Raw genomic sequence first — 17,872 nt, forward strand, 5'->3', positions numbered from 1 at the left:
TCTCTTCAAGGGGCCTCAAGGCGTGGCATCCGGCAGACCGTGATGGCGTTGCCATAACGCCCGGTAACGCTGCAGCTCTTGCTGCCAGTGTGCATCCTCCCAGCCCAGGCGGGGCTGGCAGAGTTGGCGGATGGCGGCGAAATGCGCTTCGCCACCGCGCGCCAGCAACAGGCCCAGACGGGTGCGGCGCAGCAACAGATCATCGAGGTGCAGCACCATTTCCGCCTCACAGGCGAAGGCCAGTTCGGCCCACAAGGTGTCGGTGTTGCCGACCGTTTCCTGACCCAACTCGGCGATCAACTGCGCCAGTCGCGACAGATCGCGGCCGTGCCTGCCGGCCAGACGTCGATACTGTTGGGGGCTGAGTCCGGGAATGGTCAGCGGCGGCACGGCTGCGAAAACAGATGCACCGTCATCTTCAAAATCGCGACTGAGCATATCGGCACAGGCCCTGAGCACTTCGATGGCTTGCGGGCGAAACGTCGTCAGCTTGCCGCCGGCTAACGTGACGCACCCCGGCTCCTGCCACAGTACATGTTCACGGGTTTCATTCGACGGCTTGCCTTGCTGTGCACCCGCCGCGCTGCCCACCACCGGACGTACGCCGGACCAGGTCGACAGCACATCGCTCGCCGTCACTTCCGCACCTGGAAATTGTTGCGTGCAAGCCGCCAGCAGATAGTCGAGTTCGTCGGCGCTGATACTCGCGCTCTGGTCCAGATTCTCGCGATGATCGAGATCCGTAGTGCCAACCACCGTCGCCCCTTCCCACGGAAAAACGAACACCGGCCGACGGTCGCGCTCATGCAAAAAAGTGAAGGCCTGCGCCACCGGCAAACGCCAGCCCGGCAACAGCAGATGGCTGCCGCGCAAAGGCCGCAGTTGTCGTGGTGCCTCGGGCAAACGCAGGCGCTCCGCCCACGCCCCGGTCGCCACCGCCAGCACGCCGCAACGCAACTGCAGCGACCCACCCGCTTCGCAATCTTCGATCTGCACCCCGCACACCCGGCCGTCTTCGCGCAGCAAGTGTTCGACGCGCACTCCGTTGAGCACCACCGCACCATCGGCCCGCGCTTCACTCAACACGCGCATCACCAGCCGTGCGTCATCGGTCAGCGCATCGACAAAACAGGTGCCGCCGAGCAGGTGATTTTCCTTCACCCCCGGCGCGAGAAAACGCAGTTGCTGCGCGTCATGAAAACGATGGCTGCGGCGTCCGGCCAACGCGTCGTACACCGACAACAAGCCACCGAGCACACGCGGCCCGGGAAAGCCGCCGCGATAGTGCGGCATCATGAAACTCATCGGTTCCACCAGCCCCGGCGCTTCGTCGAGCAGGCGCTGGCGCTCGCGCACTGAATCACGGGTCAGCCGCCACTGGCCCTTGGCGATGTAACGCAAACCGCCGTGAACCATTTTCGACGATCGGCTGGAGGTGCCCCAGGCGAAATCCCGTTGTTCCAGCAGCAGGCAACGCCAGCCACGTCGCGCCGCTTCGCGCAGGATGCCGGCACCGCTGATGCCGCCGCCGATGACGATCAGGTCCCAGTTTGCGTCGGCCAATGTCGGCAAGGTTTGCTCGCGCCACGCGGCGTTCCAGTCCGGGTGCATGGCCGTCACTCCTGCAACAGCGTGCCGGGGTTGAGGCGCCCGGCCGGATCGAAGTGCCTGCTCAGCGCCTGCAAGGTATCCATCGCCAGCGCGCCTTTTTCGCGCGGCAGGTACGGCGCATGATCCTTGCCGACGCCGTGCTGGTGGCTGATGGTGCCGTGGTTGTCGACGATGGTCTGGCTGGCCGCGTGCTTGAGTGCCTGCCAGCGCGCCAGCGTCGCCGGATAATCCGCCGCCGGGCGAAACACGTAAGTGGTGTAGATGCTCGAGCCTTCGCCGTAAACGTGGGACAGATGGGTGAACACATGCACCCGTTCACCCTGCGCCGCCAAGGCATCGCGCAGGCTGTTTTCGATCAGGTTGAGCAGATGGTCGACGTTGCTCCAGTCGGTGGCGGTTTCCAGGGTGTCGACCACGTAGCCGGCGTTCCACAGGTTCTCGCGCAGGTAGGGGAAACGGAAGCGGTTCTGCGCCCATTTCTTGCCGAGCAAGGTGCCGGTGAACACGCCACCGAAGGCTTTCAGATGCTGCCTCGCCTGGCTCAGCGACAGCGCGTTTTGCCGGCGGTTGCCGGTCACGCCGAAGGTCAGCAGGCATTTGCCTTCACCGGCACCGCGCAGGTTCAGGTACTTCTCCAGCCAGGCGATCTGCTGCGGATGCCCGGCCAGCGCCAGTTGGGTTTCGGTCTCCACCGCGTTCGACAGGCGCAGCATCGACAGCGGCACTCGCGCCTGGGCCAATTGGCGAATCGCTTGCAGCGCCTTGCTCCAGTTGGGCAGGAACACCCCGTAAAAACGCTCATCGGCTGGCAGCGGACTGACTCGCACTTTGACCTCGGAAATGATCCCGAAACGGCCCTCGCAACCGAGCACCACTTCGCGCAGATCAGGCCCCGCCGCCGAGGCTGGGAAGGTCGGGATTTCCAAAGGGCCGGCAAAGGTTTCCAGGGTGCCGCCGGCGAACAATTGCTCGATGCGCCCGTAGCGCAACGATTGCTGACCGCTGGAGCGACTGGCGACCCATCCGCCCAGCGTCGACAGCTCCCACGATTGCGGGAAATGCCCCAGCGTGTAGCCGCGAGCGCGCAGCTGACTTTCCACCTGCGGGCCACTGGCACCGGGGCCGAACGTTGCCAACTGGCTCTGCTCGTCGAGATCGATCAGACGATTCATCCGCGCCAGCGACACGGTCACCACCGGCCGCGTCGAATCCGGCGGATTGATGTGCCCGGCCACCGAGGTGCCGCCGCCATACGGAATCAGGCACAGATCCTTTTCATGGGCGAGCGCCAGCAATTGGCGGATCTGCGCGGCGGTTTCGGGATACGCCACCGCGTCCGGATAGTTGCCCAGCGCGCCTTCGCGCAACGCCAGCCAGTCCGGCAGGCTCTGGCCCCGGGCGTGCAGCAGACGATCATGGGCGTCGACGCTGTACAAGGTGTGCGCCGCCAGCCGCGAGAGCGGCACCCGCGCCAATGCCGCGTCCAGCGTGGCATCCGGCAATACGTGCCCGGCCCCCAGTCGCTCATGGAGAAAACTCGCGCCCTGGGCCGGCAGTTCGACCACCGTGGTTGCATCCCCCCAGCCGTTCCAGCGTCGCATGCGTGTGTCCTTCTTATGCAGTCTGATCAGTGATGTGGCAGGCCTCCATACTAGTCAGCGGCCAAAAAGTGTCACGGTCGCATCCGGCCAGTTCGAGTAGCCAATTGAGTCAAACGTCGCGCAAGTGTCAGCCATTTACTTTAGTCGGGGTTTCAAATTACCTTTCAGGCATTCATTCGCTCACGCAGGCCTTGATCAAGGAATTCGGATCATGCAATCGCTCGGCTTCACCTCGGTTCCGCCGCTGCTCAAATACGTGCGCCATGCCGAGCAACTGGGCATGGCCATCGAGCCGGCGCTGGCGGCAGCCGGATTGCAGGCGCAGCAACTGAGCGACAACAGCCTGCGCCTGCCGGGCGAAACTCATGAGCGTCTGCTCGATTATTTCTGTGAGCAATCGGGCGATCCGCTGTTTGGTCTCAACGCGGCCAATTTCGTCCTGCCCAATTCCTGGAGCGTGCTCGGTTACATCACCATGAACTGCGCGACCCTGGGCGATGCGATGAGCCGGATCATGCCGTTCGAAAAACTGGTGGGCGACATGGGCGTCAGCCGCGCCGAGGTGCAGGACGGCCACGTGCACCTGATCTGGACTTGCCGCTACGAGCGTCCGCGAATTCGTCGGCACCTGGTGGAAAACGTTCTTGGCTCGTGGCTGCAATATGCACGCTGGATTGCCGACACGCAGATGTCGCCCGCCGCCGTGTGGCTGGAACACCCGTGCCCGGCAGACGCTACGCAGGCGCAGTACGAAGCGTTTTTCGATTGCCCGGTTTTGTTCGAGCAGGCGTATTCGGCGCTGATCGTGCCCCTGGCGTATCTGCAGTTACCGCTGCGCCAGGCCGATGCGCAGTTGCTGCGTACCCTGGAAGAACACGCGATGGGCTTGATGGCGACGCTGGAGGATGCGTCGCTGGAACAGCGGGTCAAAAGCATCCTGCGCCAGTTGCTCAAGGAAGGTTTGCCGCGCAAGGAACAGGTGGCCGAGCAGCTCGCGGTGTCGGTGCGCACGTTGCAGCGCCAGTTGCATCAGGCGGGGACGTCGTATCAGCAGATTCTCGATGACTTGCGTCAGGAGCTGGCCGAGCATTATTTGCTCAACAGTACGTTGCCGATTCAGGACATTGCGCAGTATCTGGGGTTTACCGAGCCGCGGTCGTTTCATCGCACGTTCAAGAGTAGGCGCGGGATGCCACCGGGGGAGTTTCGGCAGATGCATCGGGGGTGAAGGGACTGGCCTCTTCGCGAGCAAGCTCGCTCCCACAGGGGATTTGTGTCGTACACAAAATCTGCATTCACTGAAGATCCACTGTGGGAGCGAGCTTGCTCGCGAAGGCGTCAGTGGTCACACCAAAAACCGACAGACAATTCCTTAATTTCAGCGACCCGATAAACCCACTGCAGCCCCAGTGTTTAAAGACACTCAGTGTTACGCCCTAATGCCTACAAATCCTTGCGCCGCTGCCTACGGCTAAGCCAGAATCCGCCGGCTTGTGCGCCCCGGAGGCCGTCGGTAACTTGAGTCCGTCACTGATTTCCAGTGATCGGGTTTAGTAGCCCGAGGTAATTCGGTTGGTCGTACATTCATCACAGGTGCTGCATACCTGAGCTTGATGGTGGCTGTACGTAGGGCGCTTCGGCGCGCCGGCTTAAGCTGAGTTCCCCGGTCTACTAACCTGCGTACAGCTGCCACCCTTTCGTTTAGTAGCAAAGGGGCTGGCGCTCAATAACGGGAACACAGCCTATGTTCAAAGTTACGCCAAACCCACCGGACACCGGTCCGGCCTCCCCCTACGAATCCCCCGAATCAAGGAAATTCCACGAAGCCGCCGAGCGCGCCCTCGACCACTACCTCGGCCCACCGAGGCCCGCGATCATGGCCACCCCGTACCAGCCCAATCGTCTCTACATGGCCAACCCGGCCAGCGGCACCGAACCGTTGCTGGCCGATGCCTGCGAATCCCTTGGCTCGGCCACCGTGATGCTCAACGACTTCGCCGGGCTGCTGGAAGGCTCGCACCGCAAGACCCTGCAAGGCATCGCGCAGGTGGTGATGGTGGCGGAAGTCGCCGTCAATCGGGTGCTGGATCAGTTAGTGCCAACCGAGTAACGAAAAAACCCGCGGCAAAACCTTAGTGGTTGGGCAGCGGGCTTTTTTGTATGGCGTGAATCTTTTTCCCTCACCCCAACCCTCTCCCGGAGGGAGAGGGGGCCGATCGAGGTGTCTGGCGTCGTACATCGACCTGAATGACCGAGTCGATTATGGATTCGGTAAAGGAGGTTCAGGTCGGCGTATTTCTCGAATATCCCAGGGTCAGTCCCCTCTCCCTCCGGGAGAGGGTTAGGGTGAGGGGCTCTTCTCAGCTCAAACACTGATCGCGTTGGTAAACACCAATCGATTACCAAACGGATCAGCAATGGTCATGTCCTGACTGCCCCACGGCATCGCCTGAATCTGTGGGTGCGAGAACTTGTAGTCCTTGGCCACCAATTGCTGCTGGAACGCCTCCAGCTCATCGGTCTCGATACGCAACGCCGAGCCCGGCGTCGCGTCGCCATGATGTTCGGACAGGTGCAGCACGCACTCGCCACGTGACACCTGCAGATACAGCGGGAAGTTCGCTTCGAAGCGATGCTGCCAGTCGATCTTGAAACCGAGGAAGTCGACGTAAAACTCCAAAGCCTTGGCTTCATCGAAGATCCGCAGGATCGGGGTGGTTTTGCCGAAGCTCATGGGGTGCTCCCTGACTTGTTTGGCCCAAAAGTGTAGACGGGCTGGATGTCAGCAATTCGGCTTGGCGGTGGCTTTCTTTAATTGCAATGTGCCACCACTGTGACGCACTCCGCGAAACGTCAGCGAAAGTTGTCACGCAAATCCCCTTCCCGCGCCAGAAACCGCCCTTCCCGGCGACCATTCGCCTGCCCATCGCGATAACTCAACACACCATTGACCCACACCCCATCAATCCCCTGTGCCGCCCGCTGCGGATCAGTGAAATCTGCCACATCGCGCACCGTCAAAGGATCGAACAACACCAGATCCCCCCAGTTTCCCTCGCGAATCTCGCCGCGCTCTTTCAAGCCAAACCGCACTGCCGACAGACCGGTCATCTTGTGCACGGCGGTGTGCAGCGGAAACAGCCCGACATCACGACTGAAATGTCCGAGCACCCGTGGGAAAGCGCCCCACAGGCGTGGATGCGGGAATGGGTCTTCCGGCAGTCCGTCAGACCCGACCATCGACAGCGGATGCGCGAGGATTTTTCGTACATCCGCCTCGTCCATGCCGTAGTACACCGCGCCCGCCGGTTGCAGGCGTTTGGCCGCGTCGAGCAGTGGCACGTTCCATTCGGCGGCGATGTCGATCAGGTCGCGTCCGCTGACTTGCGGGTGCGGTGTCGACCAGGTGATGGTGATGCGGTGAGCATCGGTGACTTGCTTCAGATCCAGCGTCGAAGAACTCGCCGCGTAGGGATAGCAATCGCAACCCACGTGCTGGGTTTTCGCTGCTTCCTCCAACGCCGCGAGCAACTGCGGACTGCGCCCCCAATTACCGACACCGGCACATTTGAGGTGGGAAATGATCACCGGCGATTGCGAGTGGCGGCCAATGCTGAACGCTTCGTCCATCGCCTCCAGCACCGGTTCGAACTCACTGCGCAAGTGGGTGGTGTACACCGCGCCGAACGCCGTCAGTTCTTCGGTCAGTTGCTTTACTTCGTCGGTGGAGGCGTTGTAGGCGCTGGCGTAGGCAAGGCCTGTGGATAAACCGAGCGCGCCGGCTTCAAGGCTTTCACGCAGCTGCTCGCGCATCGCGGTGATTTCATCTGGCGTGGCGGTGCGGAACAGGTCGTCGAGGTGATTGCTGCGCAACGCGGTGTGGCCGACCAGTGCGGCGACGTTCAGCGTAGTGTTCGCCGCTTCGACGGCGGCGCGGTAATCGCTGAAACGTGGATAGACGAACGCCGCTGCGCTGCCGAGCAGGTTCATCGGGTCCGGCGGATTGCCTTTGAGACTGACCGGCGAGGCGCTGATCCCACAGTTGCCGACGATCACCGTGGTCACACCCTGGCTGAGCTTGGGCAGCATCTGCGGCTGGCGGATGACCTCGGTGTCGTCGTGGGTGTGCACGTCGATGAAACCCGGGGCGAGCACGCGGCCGGCGGCGTCGATTTCTTCCGTGGCGCGGGCATCGCGCAAGTCGCCGATGCGTTCGATGCGCCCGTCGAGAATCGCCACATCGGCGCGGTAGCCGGGCGTGTTGCTGCCATCGATGACGGTGGCGTTGCGGATCAGCGTGTCGTACTGCATGTCTGTCTCCCGGCGGGAGTCAGCGTCAACTCCTGCCCTTGATCAAATGGTGATCGAAGCCTTGCTCCACCAGATACCGCCAGGCTACCTGAACCTCTTCGGGGATGGTCTGCTCGACCTGAAATCCCAGCGAAGGGTAAACCATGATGCGGTGTATATCGCCGACCATTTCGTCGATCAGGCCCAATACTCCGATCAGGTTGCTGACCTCTTCGGGAAAACCGAACGACGGCGCATCGACCCAGGCTTCCAGGCCCGGCCATTGCACGGGCAAGGTCAACGCCACGCGCCGGATCGAATTGGGCTTGGTCAGAAACGTCGCGCGGCGCACGTCGGGAAACATCGCTCGGGCGAACGCGATGTTTTCAGCAAAATTGGTCGCGCGGGTTTCCAGGGTGAACTGCTGCGCCGTCACCCCTTGCGCCAGGGCACGTTGGGCAAAAATATCGGCTTCGGTGCGTTCCCACAAATGTCGGGTCCAGTTGCCGGTATTGCCAGTGAACAACAGGTGCGGTGCCACGCCGTCTTTCAACAGTTGGCAGGCGTAATCGCAGACCCGCAAGTCGTAGGAGCCGCAGACCACGATCAGTTCACAAGCGCTGTGTTGGCGCCCCGCACCGAGGAATTTCCAGAGCACGCTGGCGTGCTGCAACGTCAATGTCATGACCGGGCAAACCTCTGGGTCGGGTGCGCGTTGATGAGGAGCGCTCCATCGGCATAACCGTGGGCGCCCCTGCCGTCCAGCCTGAGCGCAAGCCGGGTGAAATCGGCATACACGCCTGCGGCGCCATGCGCGGTCAGCGTCGGGTCGTCGCCAATGCCGATACACAGCGCACCGCTGCTGACCGCCGACTGCACACCGCTGACAGAGTCTTCAAAGACCAGGCATTCATCACTTTGCCGGCCCAGTTGTGCTGCCGCCAGGCGATAGGGATCGGGCGCCGGTTTGCCGCTGCGCACGTCGTCGCGACAGATGATGCTGTCGAACGCCGACATCAGGTCGTGTTGCTGCAGAACGTGCTCGACCCGCGCCCGCCAACTGCTGGTGACCAGCGCCAGCGGCACGGCGTGCTCGCGCAGTCGGGCGATCAACGTCGCGACGCCCGGCACCAGCGCACAGTTCGTTACCTGCTCGATGGCGTCGACTTCGCGCTTGATCGCCACCTGCTGCGCTTCGTCAAACTCGGCGAACAAGGTCTTGAGGGTGTAACCGCCGGGACGGCCGTGGATGTGCTCGTCGATGAACGCCTGATCGACGCTGAGCCCGTACTGCCGCGCCACGGTGGTCCAGGCGTGTTCAATCACCTCGCGGGACTGAATGAGCACGCCGTCCATATCAAAGCAGACGGCTGTAAACGTTTGTTGAGCCATGAGTTGCACTTCGCATTTTCTGATGAGCAATGAACGCCAGCATTGTTGCGACCAAGGCAAACAGCGCCATCACGTAGTAGGACCACTGCGGTTGGGTCTGGTACAGGTAGCCGGCAAAAGGTGTGGCCAGGCCCATGGGCAAGGCCACTGCCAAGGAGTAATAGACCCCTTGAGTAAAGACCTGAATATCCGGCGGTGCCTGGTCGCGAATAAAGCGCATGATCGCCGCGTGGTAGGCGGCAAAACTCAGCGCGTGCAGGCACTGGCCCAGAATGATCAGCGACACCGCGTCGCTGTTGGCAAACAGCGCCCAGCGCAGCGCCGCACAGACGCTGGAAAACATCACCAACGACAACGGCGCGCAAAGCGCCAGGACCTTGTTGGAGAGCGCGAACCAGGTGATTTCCGCAATCACCGCCACCGCCCAGAACATGCCGATCGCCGAGGAAGAAAAGCCCTTCACCCCCCAACCAATCGAAGCCGTGGAAAAGTACAGGGTGTGACTCAGTTGAATGAAGCTGGCGGCAGCAATCGCGATCAACAGGCTCTTGTGCGCCAACAACGCCCGCCAGTCAGGCCGTTTGCGCGCCGGGCCGGGCGGCGCCAGATGCGCCCGCGACACTTGGCGTTTCAGGCGCAAACACGCCACGGCGGTGATCAACATGCTCGCCGCGATCACCAGCGGCACCCACGACTGGCTGTACTGCGCAAACAGAAAGCCGCCGAGGGTCGAGGTCAGGATAAAAGCCGAAGAGCCCACCGCCCGCACCCAGCCGTAATTCTGCAGGGCCAGTTTGTCGCGCTTGAGCAGATAGGATTCGGACAGCGGCAGCACCACCATCCACACCCCGCCAAACAGCACACTCAGGCACACGAACATCCACAGGTGCGCCGGGATGAAGTAGAACAGCAACGTGCACAATGCGGCGGTGACGCTCAGAACAGCGGCGAGCCGCAACTGATCCACGCGCCAGTCGGCCACATAGGTGATCAGCACCCCGGTCACCACCTGCGGCCAATACGCCGCAGCGATCAGCAAGCCGATTTCACTGGCACTGAAGCCCAGGGAATCGAGCCAGGTCGGCCAGAACGGATAGATGATCCCTTCCGCCGCAAAGAACCCGAAAAAGATTAAATACATGCGTCAACCATACGCCCGGTACTCCTGAAACAGGGCTCCCCGGGGAGCCCTGAATAGCATCCATTATTCGAAGCGTTGCTGGGTGAAGCTGTTCTTGCCCTTGCGCCAGACGATCAGCGATTCACTCATAACCACCAGATCGACCATGCCTTCTTTCAGCGCATCCAGTGCGTCCTGGGAAGAGCACACGATCGGCTCTTCATGGCGGTTGAACGAGGTGTTGATCAAGGCTGCCTGACCGGTTTTCTGGTGCCAGGCCGTCAGCAGGCGATGCATGAACGGGTCGCTCTGCGGGCGAATGATCTGCGGGCGCGCGGTGCCGTCGATGTGCACCACGGCCGGACTCGCCTCGCGAAATTGCGGATGGCAGTCGTAGGTCATGGTCATGGTGTCGGCGGCTACCTGCTGCTCGTCCCAACCGACGTAGCAGGCCGGTGCCTGCTCAATGGCGGTGACCGGGCCGAACGGCATGAACTCGGTGCGATGCATGCGTTTGTTGAGCCAGTCGTTCACCTCGGCATCCTGCGCGTGATAGACGATGCTGCGGTTGCACAGCGAGCGCGGGCCGAACTCCATCTTGCCCTTGAACATGCCCAGCACCTGATTTTCCGTCAGCGCCTCGGTCAGCACCTCGATGATGTTCGACGGCGTGTGATAACCGAGTTCAGGGTAGTCACGAATGATCAGGTTGATGTTCTGCGAAACGCTGCGCGATTGTGGCCCGAGCATCATCGACGGATTCTTGAAACGGGTGCCGTTTTCCAGGTATGCGGCGCCGACTGCCGCTGCCAGCGCCAGGCCGCCATCGCCCATGCACGGCAGCACGTAGACGTCTTTGACGCCCGGAATCTCACGCAAACGCTGGTTGAGTTTGACGTTGCCAAACACACCGCCGGCCAGGCACAGGTTGGCGCTACCACGTTGCGCCAGATGATGGCTGACGGTCGCCACCAGCAGATCTTCGCTGTGGCGCTGTACAGCGGCGGCGATGTCCTCGGGGGTTTCCCGGGCAAACAGGGTTTCCAGCGGCTCGCTGTAGGTGTTGTAGGACGGCAGGAACATATCGCCGCAGCGCGCTTTGATACGGCCGTCTTCGAAACGGATCATCTGCTGCATCACGCCCAGCAGTTTCTGCGGATCACCGAATGCGGCCAGACCGGTGACCTTGCCTTCGTGGCGGTTGGGCTTGTAACCGAGCAGGTGGGTGATCCGGCCATAGAAATAACCGAGGCTGTCGATGCTGGTTTCGCGTTGCAGCACCGTGGTTTCTGTCGGGCTGTACCAGGTGACGGTCAGCGACTGGAAATCGCCGCGTCCGTCGCAGGTCAGGGTCAACGCGTCGTCGAACGGCGAGCAGACATAGGCGCCGAGCGCATGGCACTCGTGGTGATCGATGTAATACGCCTTGCCTTGCAGACCGTTGTCGACAATGAACTGGTCGAATTCGCCGCGCTTTGCCTTGTCGTTGCTGATTTCATCGGTCATCCGCTGGCGGAACTGCGCCAGCCCCTGGGGGTTGTTCCTGACCTCCTCGACAATGCGATCGAAGTACAGCTCCAGATGTTTGTCGGCGCTGAAACCGGCGTTCCATCCGTAGGCGACATGATCAACGTCTTCCAGCGACACGCCGGCCTGGCTCAACACAAACTCGATGGACTTGGCCGGCCAGATTTTATGGTCCTTGATCCGGGTGAAACGCTCTTCGCTGACCGCCGAAAGAATCTGACCATCACGTACCAGGCAAGCACCCGCCAAATCATTGTTCGTAATACCCAAAATGATCATAACTACTCCTTGTTTTCGCCAATTGAGGTGACGGCTTCGCCCACGCGCGTAGCGTGCAATGCAATAACCAGAGTCAATGACAGATGCCGGCCGTCATGGCCGACCATTACTCATCGGGAGATCGCGGATTCATGTGTGTCCGCCGGGGGGATACGCCTTTACGAGAAGGCATCAATGGGTGTCGCCATCGCAAATTCCTTTTGCCAGAAAAACTCCATGGGTGGTGCCGTGCTGAACGGGCCTCATGCCTGCAACACATAGAGCGCGACATGCATCGCAGCCGCCCTCGTTTCACCGCGGTAGCAGCCTAGCCGGTAATTTCCCGAGTGCCCGGCGAAGTCTTCGCTAAAAATTAAATTCCACTGGCATGTGGCGTATTTGCGGGGGGTTACCGGGACAAAAAAACGGGCGATGACGGCGTGCCAGCCGACTATTCTGTCGTTTGAGCCAGCGCTTTCGCGAGCAGGCTCGCTCCTACAGGTTGATTGCATTCCGTCAGTCAGAATGCCGTTAACCTGTGGGAGTTAGCCTGCTCGCGAAGGGCTTGATGCGGTGCAGGGTGAACTCACACCATCTCGTTACGAATCCACTCCACTACTGACGTCCGCTTCGGCACCCAGCCCAGCAGTTCGCGGGCGTGTTTGCCACGTACACGGCTGTTGGAGCCGAGGCCGTAGTTGGCCATTTCATAGCCCCACTCGGCTTCGGCGTCTTGCAGTGGCCAGTCCTGTGGCTCGCCGAGATTCAGCGCTTCGGCCATGGCTGTGGTCATGTCGATGAACGAGGCTTCGCCGCTTTCGACGAAGTAGAAGGTGCCGGGCACGTTTTTGGTCAGCGCCAGCAGGTACAGGGCGACGACGTCTTCGATGTGCACGTTGGACCAGATGTTCTGGCCCGTGCCGACATGCCGCACCACGCCGCTTTTGCGCGCTTGCTTGAGCAGGCGCGGCAACTGCACGCTGTCGCGATTGACGCCCAGGCTGTGGCCGTAGATCAAGGTGTTGCAGATCACTGCCGAGTTCACGCCATCCTGCGCGGCGGCGAGGATCAGGTTGTCGATCGCCACGCGGGCCGCCTTGTCGACGGTCGGCTCCGGCAGGTTGTCTTCGTAGTAGATGACGTCGCTGGACTTGCCGCCCGACGCATCACCGACGATGCTCGAACCGCTGGTGTGCAGGAACACCTTGTTCGAGCCGCGCAGGGCATCGAGCAACGCTTCGACTGCGCCGCGATGGTCACTGCTGGCGGCGTTGATCACCGCATCGGCGGCGCGGGCCTGATCTGCCAGCAATGTACTGTCTTCGAGGGTGCCGATCACCGGGGTGATGCCCAGTGCTTTCAGCTCGTCAGCCTGTGCGGCGCTGCGCACCAGGCCCGTGACGGTGTGGCCAGCCTGGACCAGACCTGTGGCGATGGAACCGCCGATAAAACCGGCGGCGCCGGTGATGAATACGTTCATGGAGAAACTCCCTGCGTGAATAAGTGATGCAGTGAGTATCGACCGGTCACCTCGATGGAAAAACCCGCCCTCGCCCAAATCACTGTTGCGCAGGGGTCACGAATCAGCCCTTGAAATCGGCGTTGGCGTACGCCGCGAGTTTGCTCTGGATGAAGTCGAGAAAGCACTGAATGCGCAGCGCCAGTTGCGAGTTACGGTAGTACACCGCGTTGATCGGCTGGCGATAACCGCTGTTGAATTCCGCCAGCAGCACCTTGAGGCGCCCGGCGCGAATGTCATCGATGGTCATGAAGTGCGACAGGCAGGCAATGCCCTGCCCTTCCAGCGCCAGATGGCGCACGGTCTCACCGCTGGAGGCGCTGATGGCTGGGGTGATCGGCCAGCGGTCACCGTGCACGTAGCGCAGCGGCCACTGGTTGAGGCCTTCGTTGTGGGTGAAACCGAGCAGGGTGTGTTCGCTCAAGTCGGCGACCTGCTGCGGCGCGCCGTGCTTTTCCAGATACGCCGGACTGGCGACGATCAGCAGCGGACTGCAACCGAGCGAGCGCGCATGCAATGTGGAATCGGCAAGGGTGCCGATGCGGATGGCAACGTCGGTGCTTTGTTCCAGCAGATCAATGATCAGGTCATTGCTGTTGAGTTCGAGCTGGATGTCCGGATACAGATCACGGAATTCGTCGATGTACGGCACGATGGCGTGCAGCATGAAGGGCGACGCGGCGTTGATTCGCAGGCGCCCGGACGGGGTTTGCTGGCGCGAGGAGAGACGCTCTTCGAGCGCATCCATCTGGTCGAGAATCAGCTTGGCCTGCTCGAAGAAATACTTGCCCTCCTCGGTCAGGTCCATGCGCCGCGTGGTGCGGTTGATCAGCGTGGTGTCGAGCTTGGCTTCGAGCCGCGACAGTGTGCGGCTGACCGCCGACGGCGTCTGCCCGACCTGTTCGGCGGCGGCGGAAATCGAACCGCACTCGATCACGCAGACGAAAATCTGCAACTCATCGGATCTGGCTTTCACGGAAACTCTCTAATCGAATGCGTATTCATCGTGGCGAGGGAGCTTGCTCCCGCTGGAGTGCGAAGCGCTCCCCTGCGATTCAGGTAGAAGCGAGGGCCGCTGCGCAGCCCAGCGGGAGCAAGCTCCCTCGCCACAGGATTTGGCCAAGCTATTCGATAGTAGCCCGAAACCATTCAAGCCTTGAGACCAAACACCTGTTTCAGATGCTGCTCATACCGCGCCACATCATTCTCGATGTTCGGCCGCTTCATCACATCCACACACAAAAACGTCGGCAACCCGCTCATGCCCAAAAACTCGTTGGCCTTGTGGAACGGGAAATACACCGCATCCACACCCTTGGCTTCAAAGAAATCGGTCGGGTCATCAAAGGCTTGCTGCGGCGCATTCCAGGTCAGCGACAACATGTACTGCTTGCCCTGAATCAGGCCGCCGCTGCCGTATTTCTGCGACGAATCGGAACGGGTGCGACCATCGCTGGCATAGAGGCTGCCATGGCCTTCGGTGAAGACTTCGTCGAGGTACTTTTTCACGGTCCACGGCGCGCCCATCCACCAGCCCGGCATCTGATAAATGATCACGTCGGCCCAGAGAAATTTCGCCACTTCTTCAGCGACGTCGTAACCCTCATCGATGAAAGTGGTTTTGACATCCAGACCACCGCGATCCAGCACGCTCAGTGCAGTTTCGTGCAGGGTGGCGTTGTAACGACCGTCGGAGTGGGCGAATTTTTTGCCGCCATTGAGCAACAGCACTTTTTTCATGAGAACGCCTCGCGCAGCCAGTGGGCTGGAGAAAGATGGGAAAACGAATGGCGGCAGGTTAACCATCCCTCTCGCGCGGAATAAGCCGCGTCGGCGCAAAAAACATTTGATCAAAAAGCACGAATCGAATGCCGATTATTGCAATAGCATTTTCGGCCATCTGCATTTGAGGATCTGTTTCGATGAGTGAACGCCACGGTTTCATCCTGCACGCCAAGACCCGCCCGGAAAAAGCCGAGGCCTTCGAAGCGCTGTTTCGCGCCTATGTCGAGCCGAGCCGCGCCGAGCCCGGCTGCATCGAGTACCACATGCTGCGCGACAAGGAAGACCCGACGCTGTTCATCTTTTACGAGATCTGGGAAAGCCAGGCGCATCTGGACGTGCACTCGAACCTGCCGCACATGCGCGAGTTTTTCGACAACCGCATGACGTACCTGGAGCGCGATTTCGATATCCGTCGGATCGACATGCTCAGTACGTCGTCGGCTAACCGCTGATCAGCAGATGGGCGCCGAGTGCGCCCAGTCCGATAAAGAACACCCGCTTGAACAGCACGGCACTGATGCGCTGACGCAACCACTGCCCAAACCACATGCCCAGCATCGCCGGGATCAGCACCAGCAGCGACGCACTCAATTCGCCACCACCCAGTGCACCGCGCCAGAACAGGCCGCCGGCCAGCGCCAGGGTCGAGACGGTGAACGACAGGCCCAGCGCCTGCACCAGCTCATCGCGCTGCAAACCCAGCGCATGCAGGTACGGCACCGCCGGAATCACGAACACGCCGGTGGCCGAGGTGATGACGCCGGTGATCAGCCCGCACAGCGGACCGAGCCACGGCTCATCGCGCGGATTGACCCGCAGCGTCGGCAGCAGCAACCCGCTCAACGCATACAGCAGCAACGCCGCGCCCAGCCCACGCACGACCCAATGCCCGCCCGCCATGCCGATCGACAACGTGCCGACGGCGGTGCCGAGGAAGATCATCAGCAGCAGCGGCCACAGGCGTTTGATCAGCGCCTGCAGATGCCCGCCGAACGCGAGTTGCCAGAGGTTGGTCAGTGTCGCCGGAATGATCAGCAGCGCGGCTGCCTGTGATGGCGCCATAGCCAGACCGAGCAGGCCCATGGCAACAGTGGGCAGGCCGAGGCCGATCACCCCTTTGACCAGGCCGGCCATGATGAAAGTGGCGATGACCAGCAAGGACAAGGCCAGACCCAGGTTTTGATAAAAATCGGCGAGTGTGTTCATGGCGCTACTGTGCGCCTTTGCGGGTGTACTGAAAATCTGCCTTATACTGAGGCTGCCTCTGCCGATGCAAGAGGCTGAATTATTCATTGCAGCGACCGGCCTCATCGCGAGCAGGCTCACTCCTACAGGTTGGCGTTCACCTACGATCCAATGTAGGAGTGAGCCTGCTCGCGATAGGGCCAGTGCTGCCCCTACAAAATTTGAGGCTGCCCCATGCACTTCGACCTCACCGACCTGCGCCTCTACCTGCACATCCTCGACAGCGGCAACATCACCGCCGGCGCCGCGCGCAGTCATTTGTCACTGGCCGCCGCCAGTGCGCGGATTCGTGCGATGGAAGCCTCGCTGGGCACCGAGTTTCTGCACCGCGGCCGCCGTGGTGTGACCCCGACACCCGCGGGCAAGGCACTGGCGCAACATGCGCGCGTGCTGCTGCAGCAGTCCGAGCGCATGCAGCAGGATCTGGCGGATTACGCTCAAGGTGTGAAAGGTCAGGTGCGGCTGCTGTGCAACACCACCGCGATCACTGAATACCTGCCGGAGGCACTGGCGGATTTTTTGCGCGACCATCCCAACCTCGACATCGATCTGCAGGAGTTGCCCAGCGCGCGCATCACCCATGCGTTACGCCAAGGGGCGGCGGATCTGGGGATCGTGTCCGACGCGGTGGACAGCTCAGACCTGCAGACGCTGCCGTTTCGGCATGATCCGTTGGCACTGATCCTGCCCTTCGGGCATCCGTTGTCTGACGCTGACGAGGTCAGTTTCAGCGACGCCCTGCAACATGACTTTGTAGGGCTGCGCGCCGACAGTGCACTGGCGGTGTACCTGGAAGAACAGGCGCTGCACAGCGGTTCGCGGATGCAGATCCGCATTCGCGCCGACGGTTTCGACGGGGTCATGCGCATGGTCGCCCGAGGTGCCGGGCTGGCAATCGTGCCGCTGGCCGCTGTCGAGCGGGGCGCATTGCGGTCGTTCAAATGGGTTGCGCTCAATGAACCGTGGGCGCGCCGCACGCTCATGCTGTGCGCCAGGGACTTCACCGCGTTGCCCAATTACGCCCGGGCGTTGTTACACGCGCTCACCGATCCGCGCGTTTCTGAGCAGCTCGATGTCGACCCCAGACAACTGACCGACAAGCAGGGGCTATAGGGTTCGACTTCAAATCCTTCTGCCCGGAGTCCACATGACCGCGACCGCCCCCATCACCGTTCTGCGCGACACCCATCCGCTGCCGGTACTCGATGCCTGCAAATGGGAAAAACTCGAAGGTGACCCGCACACCGTCAACCTCAACGCCTACACCAGCGAAGACGGCAGCAAGATCATGGGCACCTGGATCTGCACTCCGGGCAAGTGGCGGGTCGATTACGTGAAGTGGGAGTACTGCCATTTCCAGGAAGGCTACTGCATCATCACCCCGGACGGCATGGCGCCAATCCACCTGCGCGCTGGCGACATCTTCGTGGTTGAACCGGGGATGAAAGGCACGTGGGAAGTGGTCGAGACCGTGCGCAAATATTTCGTCTTTGCCTGAAAAGCAAAAGATCGCAGCCTCCGGCA

At 61.4% G+C, this 17,872-nt stretch carries 17 protein-coding genes; 5 read left to right on the forward strand and 12 right to left on the reverse strand.

Features of this window, described 5'->3' with window-relative positions; translation table 11 throughout:
• Positions 1-15: 15 nt before the first annotated feature.
• Both PMI25_RS21570 and PMI25_RS21575 read right to left on the reverse strand, forming a co-directional pair.
• Positions 16-1,611, reverse strand: coding sequence for a glycerol-3-phosphate dehydrogenase/oxidase (locus tag PMI25_RS21570; RefSeq protein ID WP_007962138.1), 1,596 nt, complete (start codon positions 1,609-1,611; stop codon positions 16-18).
• A 5-nt stretch (positions 1,612-1,616) separates the two neighbouring features.
• Entirely contained in the window at positions 1,617-3,212 is a 1,596-nt protein-coding gene (locus tag PMI25_RS21575) for an FAD-binding oxidoreductase (protein ID WP_007962137.1), read from the reverse strand.
• A gap of 211 nt (positions 3,213-3,423) precedes the next feature.
• On the opposite strand from PMI25_RS21575, the gene gliR reads away from it, so the two are divergent.
• The gene (gene gliR / locus PMI25_RS21580) at positions 3,424-4,440 is read left to right on the forward strand and encodes an AraC family transcriptional regulator GliR (protein WP_007962136.1); all 1,017 of its coding nucleotides are present in this window, start codon (positions 3,424-3,426) and stop codon (positions 4,438-4,440) included.
• A 516-nt stretch (positions 4,441-4,956) separates the two neighbouring features.
• A complete protein-coding gene (locus tag PMI25_RS21585; protein WP_007962135.1) occupies positions 4,957-5,322 on the forward strand; it encodes a DUF6124 family protein in 366 nt (121 codons plus the stop codon).
• Positions 5,323-5,577: 255 nt separating this feature from the next.
• Here the strand turns inward: PMI25_RS21585 and PMI25_RS21590 are convergent, their stop codons facing one another.
• The 9 genes from PMI25_RS21590 to PMI25_RS21630 form a co-directional block, all read right to left on the reverse strand.
• Positions 5,578-5,946: a glyoxalase superfamily protein gene (locus PMI25_RS21590; RefSeq protein WP_007962133.1), complete on the reverse strand. Its 369-nt coding sequence runs from the start codon at positions 5,944-5,946 to the stop codon at positions 5,578-5,580.
• 119 nt (positions 5,947-6,065) lie between these two features.
• Positions 6,066-7,523 carry an N-acyl-D-amino-acid deacylase family protein gene (locus PMI25_RS21595; protein ID WP_007962132.1) on the reverse strand — a complete coding sequence of 486 codons (1,458 nt, stop codon included), beginning with the start codon at positions 7,521-7,523 and terminating at the stop codon, positions 6,066-6,068.
• Between the two features lie 25 nt (positions 7,524-7,548).
• Complete coding sequence (locus PMI25_RS21600; RefSeq protein ID WP_007962131.1) at positions 7,549-8,187, reverse strand: YdcF family protein; 639 nt, start codon at positions 8,185-8,187, stop codon at positions 7,549-7,551.
• Positions 8,184-8,894, reverse strand: a complete 711-nt coding sequence (locus tag PMI25_RS21605) for an HAD family hydrolase (RefSeq protein ID WP_081755229.1) — start codon at positions 8,892-8,894, stop codon at positions 8,184-8,186. The genes PMI25_RS21600 and PMI25_RS21605 overlap by 4 nt, the downstream gene beginning before the upstream one ends.
• Positions 8,860-10,035 (reverse strand): MFS transporter, encoded by a 1,176-nt coding sequence (locus PMI25_RS21610; protein WP_007962129.1) that lies wholly within the window; start codon positions 10,033-10,035, stop codon positions 8,860-8,862. Before PMI25_RS21610 ends, PMI25_RS21605 begins: the two co-directional genes overlap by 35 nt.
• 63 nt (positions 10,036-10,098) lie before the next feature.
• Positions 10,099-11,820: a carbamoyltransferase family protein gene (locus tag PMI25_RS21615; RefSeq protein ID WP_007962128.1), complete on the reverse strand. Its 1,722-nt coding sequence runs from the start codon at positions 11,818-11,820 to the stop codon at positions 10,099-10,101.
• Between the two features lie 565 nt (positions 11,821-12,385).
• Positions 12,386-13,279, reverse strand: a complete 894-nt coding sequence (locus PMI25_RS21620; RefSeq protein ID WP_007962127.1) for an NAD-dependent epimerase/dehydratase family protein — start codon at positions 13,277-13,279, stop codon at positions 12,386-12,388.
• Positions 13,280-13,382: 103 nt separating this feature from the next.
• Positions 13,383-14,294 (reverse strand): LysR family transcriptional regulator, encoded by a 912-nt coding sequence (locus PMI25_RS21625; RefSeq protein WP_007962126.1) that lies wholly within the window; start codon positions 14,292-14,294, stop codon positions 13,383-13,385.
• 173 nt (positions 14,295-14,467) lie between these two features.
• Positions 14,468-15,058 (reverse strand): NAD(P)H-dependent oxidoreductase, encoded by a 591-nt coding sequence (locus tag PMI25_RS21630; RefSeq protein WP_007962125.1) that lies wholly within the window; start codon positions 15,056-15,058, stop codon positions 14,468-14,470.
• Positions 15,059-15,240: 182 nt separating this feature from the next.
• Between PMI25_RS21630 and PMI25_RS21635 the strand changes: the two genes are divergently transcribed.
• Positions 15,241-15,555: a putative quinol monooxygenase gene (locus PMI25_RS21635; protein ID WP_007962124.1), complete on the forward strand. Its 315-nt coding sequence runs from the start codon at positions 15,241-15,243 to the stop codon at positions 15,553-15,555.
• Here the strand turns inward: PMI25_RS21635 and PMI25_RS21640 are convergent.
• Positions 15,545-16,309 (reverse strand): sulfite exporter TauE/SafE family protein, encoded by a 765-nt coding sequence (locus PMI25_RS21640; RefSeq protein WP_045122151.1) that lies wholly within the window; start codon positions 16,307-16,309, stop codon positions 15,545-15,547. The two genes, PMI25_RS21635 and PMI25_RS21640, sit on opposite strands and share 11 nt — an antisense overlap.
• A 213-nt stretch (positions 16,310-16,522) precedes the next feature.
• Here PMI25_RS21640 and PMI25_RS21645 point away from each other — a divergent pair, with 213 nt between their 5' ends.
• Both PMI25_RS21645 and PMI25_RS21650 read left to right on the forward strand, forming a co-directional pair.
• A complete protein-coding gene (locus PMI25_RS21645) occupies positions 16,523-17,461 on the forward strand; it encodes a LysR family transcriptional regulator (protein WP_007962120.1) in 939 nt (312 codons plus the stop codon).
• Positions 17,462-17,495: 34 nt separating this feature from the next.
• Entirely contained in the window at positions 17,496-17,846 is a 351-nt protein-coding gene (locus tag PMI25_RS21650; protein WP_003221437.1) for a cupin domain-containing protein, read from the forward strand.
• Positions 17,847-17,872: the final 26 nt, after the last annotated feature.

It is taken from the genome of Pseudomonas sp. GM30, assembly GCF_000282275.2.
In the GTDB taxonomy this organism is placed as follows: Bacteria; Pseudomonadota; Gammaproteobacteria; order Pseudomonadales; family Pseudomonadaceae; genus Aquipseudomonas.